This window comes from Bradyrhizobium diversitatis, from assembly GCF_016031635.1.
GTDB lineage: Bacteria > Pseudomonadota > Alphaproteobacteria > Rhizobiales > Xanthobacteraceae > Bradyrhizobium > Bradyrhizobium diversitatis.
The window spans coordinates 304,595-317,042 of record NZ_JACEGD010000002.1 but is presented as its reverse complement, the minus strand read 5'-3'; the positions used below and the strand labels follow the sequence as shown (position 1 = coordinate 317,042).

The 12,448-nt window shown below is 65.3% G+C and carries 11 protein-coding genes; 8 read left to right on the top strand and 3 right to left on the bottom strand.

The window, feature by feature from the left end:
- Window positions 1-157: 157 nt before the first annotated feature.
- Both H1B27_RS02930 and H1B27_RS02925 read right to left on the bottom strand, forming a co-directional pair.
- On the bottom strand, window positions 158-541 hold the full coding sequence (locus H1B27_RS02930) for a cell division protein ZapA (RefSeq protein ID WP_028182480.1): 384 nt from the start codon (window positions 539-541) through the stop codon (window positions 158-160).
- Entirely contained in the window at window positions 538-858 is a 321-nt protein-coding gene (locus H1B27_RS02925; protein WP_014439722.1) for a DUF4164 domain-containing protein, read from the bottom strand. The genes H1B27_RS02930 and H1B27_RS02925 overlap by 4 nt, the downstream gene beginning before the upstream one ends.
- Window positions 859-1,224: 366 nt before the next feature.
- On the opposite strand from H1B27_RS02925, the gene tkt reads away from it, so the two are divergent.
- The 8 genes from tkt to H1B27_RS02885 all read left to right on the top strand — a co-directional run bounded on the left by tkt (window position 1,225) and on the right by H1B27_RS02885 (window position 10,817).
- Window positions 1,225-3,210, top strand: coding sequence for a transketolase (tkt, locus tag H1B27_RS02920; RefSeq protein WP_197964924.1), 1,986 nt, complete (start codon window positions 1,225-1,227; stop codon window positions 3,208-3,210).
- 149 nt (window positions 3,211-3,359) lie between these two features.
- Window positions 3,360-4,367, top strand: a complete 1,008-nt coding sequence (gene gap / locus H1B27_RS02915) for a type I glyceraldehyde-3-phosphate dehydrogenase (RefSeq protein WP_061880918.1) — start codon at window positions 3,360-3,362, stop codon at window positions 4,365-4,367.
- A gap of 153 nt (window positions 4,368-4,520) precedes the next feature.
- Entirely contained in the window at window positions 4,521-5,717 is a 1,197-nt protein-coding gene (locus tag H1B27_RS02910; protein WP_197964923.1) for a phosphoglycerate kinase, read from the top strand.
- 51 nt (window positions 5,718-5,768) lie between these two features.
- Window positions 5,769-6,836, top strand: a complete 1,068-nt coding sequence (gene fba / locus H1B27_RS02905) for a class II fructose-bisphosphate aldolase (protein WP_197964922.1) — start codon at window positions 5,769-5,771, stop codon at window positions 6,834-6,836.
- A 259-nt stretch (window positions 6,837-7,095) separates the two neighbouring features.
- The gene (locus tag H1B27_RS02900) at window positions 7,096-8,121 is read left to right on the top strand and encodes a class I fructose-bisphosphate aldolase (protein WP_197964921.1); all 1,026 of its coding nucleotides are present in this window, start codon (window positions 7,096-7,098) and stop codon (window positions 8,119-8,121) included.
- A 3-nt stretch (window positions 8,122-8,124) separates the two neighbouring features.
- On the top strand, window positions 8,125-8,841 hold the full coding sequence (locus H1B27_RS02895; protein WP_197964920.1) for a thiamine phosphate synthase: 717 nt from the start codon (window positions 8,125-8,127) through the stop codon (window positions 8,839-8,841).
- Complete coding sequence (locus H1B27_RS02890; RefSeq protein WP_197964919.1) at window positions 8,838-9,914, top strand: tetratricopeptide repeat protein; 1,077 nt, start codon at window positions 8,838-8,840, stop codon at window positions 9,912-9,914. The genes H1B27_RS02895 and H1B27_RS02890 overlap by 4 nt, the downstream gene beginning before the upstream one ends.
- A gap of 111 nt (window positions 9,915-10,025) precedes the next feature.
- A complete protein-coding gene (locus H1B27_RS02885) occupies window positions 10,026-10,817 on the top strand; it encodes an inositol monophosphatase family protein (RefSeq protein ID WP_197964918.1) in 792 nt (263 codons plus the stop codon).
- Between the two features lie 437 nt (window positions 10,818-11,254).
- Here H1B27_RS02885 and H1B27_RS02880 read toward each other — a convergent pair whose 3' ends face one another.
- Window positions 11,255-12,382 carry an AAA family ATPase gene (locus H1B27_RS02880; protein ID WP_197964917.1) on the bottom strand — a complete coding sequence of 376 codons (1,128 nt, stop codon included), beginning with the start codon at window positions 12,380-12,382 and terminating at the stop codon, window positions 11,255-11,257.
- Window positions 12,383-12,448: the final 66 nt, after the last annotated feature.

Here is a 12,448-nt window from a genome sequence, read left to right as displayed (position 1 = left end):
TCCGCGACGGGACAATCCCCTAGAGGAGAGAACCCTCACCCGGCGCGCGGGACGATGCTGCGCATCGCCCGGACGCGCCGACCTCTCCCGCAAGCGGGAGAGGCGCGTCGCCCGCGGCCAAACCGACTACAACAATAGGCAACCTCTTCTGCGGTCCCTACCCGATCGCGATGCCGCCACCGACGGTGCGGTTCAGCACCTGGGTCGACTTCTCGATGCGTTCGGCTGCGGCGTTGAGCGCGTTCACCACCGCAGTCTGCGTCATCCGGGCGCGCTCGACGGCGGCGTTGCGGAAGTCCCGGAGCTCGACCAGCTCCTGCTCCATGGTGCGGATGCGGTTGCCGGCGTCGATCAACTCGTCGCACACGGTCAGCGCCGCCATCACGGTGAGGCGCGCATCGCCGATCTCGCCGAATTTTCCGCGCAGCGACTGGATGCGTGTCTCCAGGCTCTCGGCGAGCTTGAGCAGCCGCACCTCCTGGCCCTCCTCGCAGGCCATGCGGTATTGCCGGCCGTTGATGGTGACGTTGATGTGGCTCATCCGTCCTCTCCGGTATCGAGCACCGAGCGTATCGTGACGATTGCGGAATCCAGCCGGTCGGAAATCTCGCGATTGGTGCGCTCGAGCTTGCGCGCCTTCACCAGCGCGCCGTCGAGCTCGTCGGCAAGTCGCGAGCGATCCGCGCCGAGCGCCTGGATCCGCGCCGCGAGCTCGTTCTCGTCGCGATCGGCATCGCGTCGCCGCTCGACCGCGCTTTCGAGTGCGTCGAGCGCCGCCGTGAGCCTGCGGGTCGCAATCTCGATCTCGACGGCGGATGATTCCGTCATGGCGGAGCTATTGGACACGCGATCGTTCATGCAGTCAGCGGCGGAACCTGGCGGCCTTTGCCCAGTGGCCTTTCCCTGGAGCTTGCCGTCCGGCAAAAGACTCGGTTCGGCAAGCGGTTAGAAGCAGAAATTTACGTGGCAAGCTAGCCCAGCGCAACGCCGCCGCAAAACTATGCACCGATCAATCGGGACGCGGTTGCGATCGATCGATTCCTTCCTGCACGATCCCGGCGGAAAACTGATCTCGACCGGCAACTTTTACGGCCAAACCGGCGTTTGACCGCCTTGGACTCCCGGAACCGAGGTGCTATCCCAGCGCCAACCTTCAGTGGCCGCCAGGCTTCTTCCCGCGCGGGCATACATCGCCAAGCGCCTCATTTCAGACGGATTTCAGACATGACGCAGGTCGATCACACCCGTATGGCCAACGCGATCCGCGGCCTATCGATGGACGCTGTCGAGAAGGCGAAATCGGGCCATCCCGGCCTGCCGATGGGTGCCGCCGACATCGCCACGGTGCTGTTCACGCAGTTCCTGAAATTCGACGCCGCGGCGCCGGCCTGGCCGGACCGCGACCGCTTCGTGCTCTCCGCCGGCCACGGCTCGATGCTGCTCTATTCGCTGCTGTATTTGACCGGCAATACCGAGATGACGCTGGACCAGATCAAGCAGTTCCGCCAGGTCGACTCGCTCACCCCCGGGCATCCCGAGAATTTCCGCACCAGGGGCATCGAGACCACCACCGGGCCGCTCGGCCAGGGCATCTCGACCGCGGTCGGCATGGCGCTCGCCGAGAAGATGCTGGCGGCCGAATTCGGCAAGAAGATCGTCGACCACCACACCTATGTGCTCGCCTCCGACGGCGACCTGATGGAAGGCGTGTCGCAGGAAGCAATCGCGATGGCCGGGCACTGGAAGCTCAACAAGCTGATCGTGCTCTACGACGACAACGGCATCTCGATCGACGGCCCGACCTCGATCTCCGATTCCGTCGACCAGGTGAAGCGCTTCAAGTCGGCGGGCTGGGCCGCCGAGAAGATCGACGGCCAGGATCAGGCCGCCATTGCCGCCGCCATCACCCGCGCGCAAAAATCGAACAAGCCGACGCTGATCGCCTGCCGCACCACCATCGGCTTCGGCGCGCCGCACAAGCAAGGCACCTCGAAGGTTCATGGCGAGGCGCTAGGGGCCGACGAGCTCAAGGCCGCCAAGGAAAATCTCGGCATCGCGCTCGAGCCGTTCTCGGTGCCCGACGACGTGCTGAAGGCGTGGCGCGCGGCCGGCAGCCGTGGCGCAGCCGCACGTCAGGAATGGGAAGCACGGATCAGTGAGCTCGGCAGCCGCAAGCGCGCCGAGTTCGAGCGGCGCCTGCGTCATGAGCGTCCGGCCTCGCTGGCCAAGGCGCTGAAGGCGCACAAGAAGGAGCTGCTGGAGAAGCCGCTGACGGCGGCGACGCGCAAATCGTCGGAGGCTGCGATCGAGGTGATCGCTGCCGCGATGCCGATGGAATTCCTCGCCGGCTCCGCCGATCTCACCGGCTCCAACAACAACAAGGCCAAGTCGGCGACCGCGTTCTCGGCCAAGACGCCGAAGGGCCGCTTCATCCATTACGGCATCCGTGAGCACGGCATGTGCGCCGCGATGAACGGCATCTTCCTGCACGGCGGCTTCGCGCCGAACGGCGCGACCTTCCTGGTGTTCACCGATTACGCACGTCCCGCGATGCGCCTCGCCGCGCTGATGGGCACCGGCGTCGTCTATGTGATGACGCACGATTCCATCGGCCTCGGCGAGGACGGGCCGACGCATCAGCCGGTCGAGCATCTCGCCGCGCTTCGCGCCATTCCGAACATGCGCGTGTTCCGCCCGTGCGATTCCATCGAGGTCGCAGAATGCTGGGAGCTCGCGCTTAACCGCGTCGACGGACCCACCGTGCTGGCGCTGACGCGGCAGAACCTGCCGCAGCTGCGGACCACCGCACCGAATGACAATCCCTGCGCAGCCGGCGCCTATGAGCTGGTCGCGGCCCAGGGCGAAGCCAAGGCGACGCTGTTCGCCTCCGGCTCCGAGGTCGAGATCGCGGTCGCGGCCCAGAAGCAGCTCGCGGAACGCGGCGTCGCGTCACGCGTTGTCTCCGTTCCCTCGCTCGAGCTGCTGTTAGCGCAACCAGAGGCCAAGCGTGCCGCAATCATCGGCAACGCGCCGGTCAAGATCGCGATCGAGGCCGCCGTGCGCTGGGGCTGGGACGCCGTGATCGGCCAGGACGGCGAATTCATCGGCATGCATTCCTTCGGCGAAAGCGGTCCCGCCAAGGAGCTTTACAAGCATTTCGGGATTACCGCCGAGGCCGCGGTTAACGCTGTGCTGAAGCGCATTTCCTGAGAGTTGAGCTTGCCCCAAAAAAGGACTACCTAGTCTTCCATATGATCAAGCACCGCCCGGCCGAACCGGGCGCCCGCCCCTAAAAAACCCTCGCAGGCGCACGAAAGCGCGTTGTGCGGGATGACAACGGTCATTGAAGGAGACGAAACATGGCAGTCCGCGTCGGAATCAACGGTTTTGGCCGCATCGGCCGCAACGTCCTGCGGGCTATCGCGGAGTCAGGCCGCAAGGACATCGAGGTCGTGGGCATCAACGATCTCGGCCCGGTCGAGACCAACGCCCATCTGCTCCGTTTCGACAGCGTCCATGGCCGCTTCCCCGGCACCGTCACCGTCGACGGCGACTCGATCAACCTCGGCGGCGGCAAGATCAAGGTGACCGCCGAGCGCGATCCCGCGAAGCTGCCCTGGAAGGACCTCGGCGTCGACATCGCGCTGGAATGCACCGGCATCTTCACCTCGAAGGACAAGGCCTCCGCGCATCTGACCGCCGGCGCCAAGCGCGTGCTGGTGTCCGCGCCGGCCGACGGCGCCGATGCCACCATCGTCTACGGCGTCAACCACGACACCCTGACCAAGGATCATCTGGTCGTCTCCAACGGCTCCTGCACGACGAACTGCCTCGCGCCCGTCGCCAAGGTGCTGAACGATCTCGTCGGGATCGAGACCGGCTTCATGACCACGATCCACGCCTATACCGGCGACCAGCCGACGCTGGACACGCTGCACAAGGATCTCTACCGCGGCCGCGCCGCTGCGATGTCGATGATCCCGACCTCGACCGGTGCTGCGAAGGCGATCGGCCTCGTGCTGCCCGAGCTGAAGGGCAAGCTCGACGGCGTCGCGATCCGCGTGCCGACCCCGAACGTCTCGGTGGTCGACCTCAAGATCGTCGCCAAGCGCGCCACCGACGCCAAGGAGATCAACGCGGCGATGAAGCGCGCCAGCGAGCAGCAGCTCAAGGGCATCCTCGGCTACACCAGCGCGCCGAACGTCTCGATCGACTTCAACCACGATCCGCACTCCTCGACCTTCCACGAGGACCAGACCAAGGTGCAGAACGGCACGCTGGTGCGCGTGATGTCCTGGTACGACAACGAGTGGGGCTTCTCGAACCGCATGGCGGACACCGCCGTCGCGATGGCGAAGGTGATCTGAGCAGGGTCTCGTGTCCCGGACGCGGTGCAGCGCGCTTGCGCTGCTCCGCAGAGCCGGGACCCATTCAACCGCGGGACTCGCTGTCACGTGGGTCCCGGTTCTGCAGCGCACCGCTCCGCGCTGCGCAGCGCCCGGGACAAGAGAGAGCGTCCGATGACCAACAAATTCCGCACCCTCGACGACGTCGACGTGAAGGGCAAGCGCGTGCTGCTGCGCGTCGACCTCAACGTGCCCATGGAGAATGGGCGCGTCACCGACTCGACGCGGCTCGAGCGCGTGGCGCCGACCATCACCGAGCTCGCCGACAAGGGCGGCAAGGTCATCCTGCTCGCGCATTTCGGCCGGCCGAAGGGGCGCGATGCCAAGGACTCGCTCAAGCCCGTCGCGGAAGCGCTGTCGAAGGTCGTGAAGAAGCCCGTCGGCTTTGCCGATGATTGCATCGGCGAGCCCGCGGCAAAGGCCGTGGCCGGCCTAGAGGACGGCGACATCCTCTGTCTCGAAAACACCCGCTTCCACAAGGAAGAGGAAAAGAACGATCCCGCCTTCGTCGCGGAGCTCGCCAAGCTCGGCGACATCTGGGTCAATGACGCGTTCTCGGCTGCGCACCGCGCCCATGCCTCGACCGAAGGCCTCGGCCACAAGCTGCCGGCCTATGCCGGCCGCACCATGCAGGCCGAGCTCGATGCGCTGGAGAAGGCGCTGGGGTCCCCGACCAAGCCGGTGATCGCCATCATCGGCGGCGCCAAGGTCTCGACCAAGATCGACCTCCTGGAAAATCTCGTGACCAAGGTCGACGCGCTCGTGATCGGCGGCGGCATGGCTAACACCTTCCTGCACGCCCAGGGCGTCGCGATCGGCAAGTCGCTGGCCGAGAAGGATCTCGCCCCGACCGCGTTGCGCATCATGGAGAAGGCGGACGCGGCCAACTGCGCCATCATCCTCCCCGTGGATGCGACCGTCGCCTATCATTTCGCGGCCAACGCGCCGTCGCATGCCTATGGGCTCGATGCGATCCCGGCCGACGGCATGATTCTCGATGTCGGCCCGCAATCGGTCGCCCGCGTCCACGCGGCGATCGACGATGCGGCAACCCTGGTCTGGAACGGACCGCTGGGCGCCTTCGAGATGCAGCCGTTCGACCGCGGCACGGTCGCGGCCGCCAAGCACGCCGCCGAGCGCACCAAGGCGAAGAAGCTGGTCTCGATCGCGGGCGGCGGCGACACTGTCGCTGCACTAAACCAGGCCCATGTGGCCGGTGACTTCACCTATGTCTCGACCGCCGGTGGCGCGTTCCTCGAATGGATGGAAGGCAAGCCGCTGCCCGGCGTCGAAGTTCTGCGCATCAAGTAAGCAAGCGGCCTTTCAAGTCAGCCTTGCAGGCCCCAACGGGAGAAAAGACAGATGGCTCGGATCACGTTACGTCAACTGCTCGACCACGCGGCGGAGAACGATTACGGCGTACCGGCCTTCAACATCAACAACATGGAGCAGGCGCTGGCCATTATGGACGCCGCCAACCAGGTCGACGCGCCCGTGATCATCCAGGCCTCGCGCGGCGCGCGTTCCTACGCCAACGACGTCATGCTCAAGCACATGATGGACGCGGTGACCGAGATCTATCCGCACATTCCGGTCTGCGTGCATCTCGACCACGGCAACGAGCCGGCGACCTGCATGACCGCGATCCAGGCCGGCTTCACCTCGGTCATGATGGACGGCTCGCTCAAGGCCGACGGCAAGACCCCCGGCGACTGGGGCTACAATGTCGGCGTCACCAAGACCGTGACCGACATGGCCCATCTCGGCGGCATCTCGGTGGAAGGCGAGCTCGGCGTGCTCGGCTCGCTCGAAACCGGCATGGGCGACAAGGAAGACGGCCACGGCGCCGAGGGCAAGCTCAGCCACGACCAGCTCCTGACCAATCCGGACGAGGCCGTGAAGTTCGTGCAGGAGACCAAGGTCGACGCGCTCGCGATCGCGATGGGGACTTCTCACGGCGCTTACAAATTTACCCGCAAGCCCGACGGCGACATCCTCGCCATGAACGTGATCGAGGAGATCCACCGCAAGCTGCCGAACACCCATCTCGTCATGCACGGCTCCTCGTCGGTGCCGCAGGACCTCCAGGACATCATCAACGCCTATGGCGGCAAGATGAAGCCGACCTGGGGCGTGCCTGTCGCCGAGATCCAGCGCGGCATCAAGAACGGCGTGCGCAAGATCAACATCGACACCGACAACCGCATGGCGATGACCGGCCAGATCCGCAAGGTTCTCAAGGACAATCCGGAAGAGTTCGATCCGCGCAAATATTTGAAGCCGGCGATGGAAGCGATGACCAAGCTGTGCAAGCAGCGGCTCCAGGAGTTCAATACCGCCGGCCAGGCCTCCAAGATCAAGAGGGTGCTGACCACCGCCGAGATGGCCAAGCGCTACGCCAAGGGCGAGCTCGACCCCAAGGTGGCGTAAGCGATCGCGAAAGTCGCGAGGGCCCGCACACTCTCTCCGTCATTCCGGGGCGCCGCAAAGCGGCGAGCCCGGAATCCATAACCACAGCCTGGGGTTATGGATTCCGGGCCTGCGCCTTCCGGCGCATCCCGGAATGACGGGCTCTCTTGTCGCACGATCTCCCTCCCCTTTTACCCTGCGACGAACGTTAACTCGGCAATTGCCCGAGAACGGTCTATTTTTGCGGGCAAGGGCAGAATCGATTTGGGAGGACCTCTCGATGAATCTGACTGAGCTCAACAGGATCGCCACCGCCATGGTCGTATCAGGCAAGGGCATCCTTGCCGCCGACGAATCCTCCGGCACCATCAAGAAGCGCTTCGACGCCATCGGCGTGGAATCGACGGAACAGAACCGCCGCGACTATCGCGAGATGCTGTTTCGCGCCAAGGACGCCATGAGCCAGTACATCTCCGGTGTGATCCTCTATGACGAGACGATCTGGCAGGATGCCAAGGACGGCACGCCGCTGGTCAGGCTGATCGAGCAGAGCGGCGCCATCCCTGGGATCAAGGTCGACGAGGGCACGCAGGCCCTGCCGATGTGCCCGGGCGAGCTGGTGACCGTCGGGCTCGACAGGCTCGCCGAGCGGCTGAAGAAATATTACGAGCGCGGCGCGCGTTTCGCCAAATGGCGTGCGGTGATCGACATCGGCAGCGGCATTCCCTCGATGACCGCGATCAGCGTCAACGCCCACACGCTGGCGCGCTACGCCGCGCTGTGCCAGGCCGCGCAGATCGTGCCGATCGTCGAGCCGGAAGTGCTGATGGACGGCGACCACGACATCGACCGCTGCTATGAGGTGACGAGCCGCGTGCTCAACAAGACCTTCCAGGAATTGCGCGTGCAGCGCGTTGCGCTCGAAGGCATGGTGCTGAAGCCGAACATGGCAATCTCAGGCAAGAAGTGTCCGAAGCAGGCCTCCGTCGAGGAGGTCGCGGAGAAGACGATCCGGCTGCTCAAGGCCTGCGTGCCCGCAGCGGTGCCCGGCATCGCTTTCCTCTCCGGCGGCCAGTCCGACGAGGAGGCGACCGCGCATCTCAATGCCATGCACAAGCTCGGCCCGCTGCCCTGGGGCCTGACCTTCTCCTACGGCCGCGCGCTCCAGGCCGCGCCGCAGAAGGCCTGGTCCGGGAGGCCTGAGAACGTCGCGGCCGGACAGCGCGCCTTCAGCCATCGCGCGCGGATGAACGGCCTTGCCTCCAAGGGCGAATGGCAAAGCAGCCTGGAACAGAAGGCAGCCTAGATCTTGTCGAACAAACCGCCTCCGCCGCGCCCGGCGCCGCGTCTCTACCTCGCGACGCCTATTGTCGATGACCCTGCGCGGCTCGTCGCCGATTTGCCGGGCCTGCTCGCTTCGGCCGATGTCGCGGCCGTGCTGCTGCGGCTGAAGGAGACCGACCAGCGCACCATGATCTCGCGCATCAAGGCGTTGGCACCGCCGGTGCAGAAGGCAGGCGCAGCCCTCCTCGTCGACGGCCATCCTGACATCGTCGCGCGCGGCGGCGCCGACGGCGCGCACCTCACCGGCCTTGCCGCGCTGGAAGAGGCGGCGCCCTCGCTCAAGCCCGATCGCATCGCCGGCGTCGGCGGCCTCGCCACGCGCCACGATTCCATGAGCGCGGGCGAGATGGGCGCCGACTATGTGCTGTTCGGCGAGCCCGACGAGAAAGGCCAGCGCCCGTCATCCCAGGCCATCGCCGAACGGCTGGACTGGTGGGCCGAGCTGTTCGAGCCGCCCTGCGTCGGCTTTGCCACGTCACTGGAAGAGGCCCACGATTTCGCCGCCAGCGGCGCCGATTTCGTGCTGGTCGGCGACTTCATCTGGGCCGATCCGCGCGGGCCCAAGGCGGCGCTGGTCGAGGCCGACGCTGCGATCAGGAAGGCCCATGCGACGGCACTTGCCGGCCAAGATCCTGCGAGCCAGGAGCCCGCGGGTCAGGAGCACGGCCAGCGCCCGACATGAAGCTTCCGCACATCACCATGCTGGCCGCGCTGCTGCTCACGGCGCCCGCGGCCGCGCAGCTCCAGATCACGCCGCCGGCCGCAACGCCGAACGCTCCCGCCGAAAAAAAGAAGCCCAGGCCGCACACGATCACCAAGAAGAAGGAGGCCGCTCCCGCGCCGAAACCTTCGGCCTCGCCCAAGCCGTCCCCCTCGCCCAAGCCGGCCGCGACCGTGATCCCCGCACCGCCGACCGACGATCCCAACGTCGATCTTGTCTACGGCGCCTACCAGCGCGGCCAGTACAAGACGGCGTTCGAGCTCGCCACCGCCCGTGCACAAGCCGGCGATCCCAAGGCGATGACCATGCTCGGCGAGCTCTATTCCAACGCCATGGGCATCCGGCGCGACTACGCCAAGGCGGCCGAATGGTACAAGCGCGCCGCCGATTCCGGCGATCGCGAGGCGATGTTCGCGCTCGCCATGCTGCGCATGTCGGGCCGCGGCGGCCCGGTCGACAAGGGCGAGGCGGTCAAGCTGATGGCCTCTGCCGCCAAGCTCGGCGAGCCCAAGGCTGCCTATAACCTCGCCTTGCTCTATCTGGACGGCCAGACCCTGCCGCAGGACGTCAAGCGCTCGGCGGAGCTGCTGCGCCAGGCCGCCGATGCAGGCCTGCCCGAGGCGCAATATGCGCTCGCGACCTTCTACAAGGAAGGCACCGGTGTGCCGAAGGACCCGGAACGCGCGGTGCGGCTGCTCCAGGCCGCCTCGCTCGCCGACAATGTCGATGCCGAGGTCGAATATGCGATCGCGATGTTCAACGGCACCGGCACACCAAAGAACCAGCCGGCGGCCGTAGCCCTGCTCCGCAAGGCGTCCCGCCAGGGCAGCGCGATCGCGCAGAACCGGCTGGCATGGGTGCTGATCAACGGCGTGGGCACAGCCATGGACAAGGTCGAGGGCTTCAAATGGCACCTGGTGGCCAAAACGGCCGGCAAGGGCGACCCTGATCTCGACAAGCAATTATACGATCTGCCGGCCGACGAGCGGGCCAAGGCTGAGGCCGCCGCCAAGAAATGGCTCGGGACCAAATGACTTGACGCAATGACTTGACGCAAGCGCCCTCGCAGGGCACCCAATCCCTCAAACAGGCGCGACGTCCCGTCCCTGCCCCTGATCCCCCGCCCCCGATCAAGTCCAGAGCTCATGCTGTATTCCGCCACTATCAACGTCATGGTCAAGGCCGCGCGCCGCGCCGGCCGCAGCCTCAAGCGCGATCTCGGCGAGATCGAGCATCTCCAGGTCTCGCTGAAGGGGCCGGCGAATTTCGTCTCGCTCGCCGACAAGCGCGCCGAGGAGATCCTCTATCAGGACCTCGCCAAGGCAAGGCCCGGCTACGGCTTCATCGGCGAAGAGGGCGGCACCCGCGAAGGCACCGACAAGAGCCATACCTGGATCGTCGATCCGCTCGACGGCACCACCAATTTCCTGCACGGCATTCCGCAATTCGCGATCTCGATCGGCCTCGCGCGTGAAGGCACGATCATCGCCGGCGTGATCTACAACCCCGCCAATGACGAGCTCTACATCGCCGAGCGCGGCAAGGGCGCCTTCCTCAACGACCAGCGCTTGCGCGTGGCCGGCCGCCGCCAGCTCAGCGAATGCGTGGTGGCCTGCGGCCTGCCCCATATCGGCCGCGGCGACCACGAGGAATTCCGCCGCGAGATGACCGCGATCCAGAATCGCGTCGCGGGCCTGCGCCGCTTCGGCGCCGCCTCGCTCGACCTCGCCTTCGTCGCCGCCGGCCGCCTCGACGGCTATTGGGAGCGCAATCTGCAATCCTGGGACATCGCCGCCGGGCAGATCATGGTGAAGGAAGCCGGCGGCACGGTGAGCGACATCGACACCCCGGGCGATGCGCTGGTCACCGGGCATGTGGTGTGCGGGAATGAGTTCGTGCACGGGGAATTGGTGAAGATTTTGCGGAAGCCGGCGTAGGGCGAGAACCACGCCCCACGCTGTCATCATCCGCGAAGGCGGATGATCCAATATTCAGAGAGGGCAGTTGGATGCGGAACGGCCGTGGCATACTGGATGCTCCGCCTGGGGCGCGCTATATGCTCGAGACGTAAAGCCCAGCGACGGTGAGGGCAGCAAAGATTATCCATGGAACGGCTAGGTCACTCAAGACGCCGCCCCGGCAGGCCGAAGACAGCGTTCCGGGAAGCCAGTAGAGCATAATAAACAGTGTGACCCCTATGCCGCCCCACTTGATATAGCTGGGTTGCCTATCGATCGGCTTTCGGGAATCAAGCAAAACGTAGACCGCGCCGGTAAGTAGGTAAGCGATCGCGATGGCAGCCACGCTCCTCATGGATCACTTGCTCCTTCCGAAGCCCGTTGGGTCGGCAGCGCGGCGGCTCGATCTGCAACAACTAAGCGCCGTCATCGTCGGCTTCCTCGTCCCGATATTCCCCGCCGAGGGTCAGGCCCTCGATCATGGTAGCGCCGTTTGACTTGATCACCCGGCGAAGCGGGACCGAGCTCTCGTTTCGCAAGGCCTCCATCAACTGCTCCGAGTGGGTGACGATCCAGATGTCGGCGCGGGCCGATGCCTTGACGATCAGCCGGGCCAACGGCGCCAGCAGGGACGGATGCAGGCTGGTCTCTGGTTCGTTCAGCGCGATGAACGGCGGCAGCCGATAGCCCATGAACACGGCGAGCAGGCAAATGTATTTCAGCGTGCCGTCGGACAGTTCATGCGCCCCAAACGGACGTGGCATATCCTCGAGTTGCAGGTCGAATTCACACGAGCCGTTTCTTTCCCACGCGCGGAGCTCAGCGCCCGGGAAGGCATCCTGGATCGCGTCCTGCAAGTCCGTTGCGTCTTCCCTGATGGTATAGAGTGTCGCCAGGGCCGCGGCCAAGTCGCTTCCATCGGCACCGAGCGAGGGCGTGGTGATCGCCAGGCACGGCTTTCGTATCGGTGACGCAGGATCGGTGCGAAAGTCGTGATAGAAGCGCCAGCCCAGCATTGCGCTTCTGATCAAATCGATTTCAGGACATTCCTTGCCGTTGAAGAAGCCCGCAAGCGCCGGCTCGGACGGCAGCACAGCATCCTTGTGGCTGCTCCATGCGCCGCTGTCGCTGCGGACGCTGACGTGCGAATTCTTCCGCTCCATCAGCAGAACCGTTCGTTTGCCCTGCGTCGCCTCGATACTCTCTTCCTTGATCATCGGCTCGCCGCCAAACGCTGCCGCAACCGGGCTCGGAAATCCGATCTCAATAGAGTATTTCAGGCGATCGAATCTGGCCGATAATCGCAGTCGTCCATCCTCGCCCCGTTTGCGGATGCCTGACCAGCAGACCGAATTCAATCCGCCTTCTTCGGCGATCGTGCGCGTGATTCGACCTGCCGCTGCGTCGCGCAACAGCGACAAGGACTTGTAGAGATTGGATTTGCCGACACCATTCTCACCCACGAAGACGGACAGGGGGTGGATTGGTAGGGAGAGCCGCCGGATCGAGCGATAGTTCGAAATCGCAATATCGGTCAGACGCATCAGGTGCTCTCAATGGGGAGGCATGCATTCGCGCTGCAAGGCGAATGCACGTTCCTTCAATCCAGA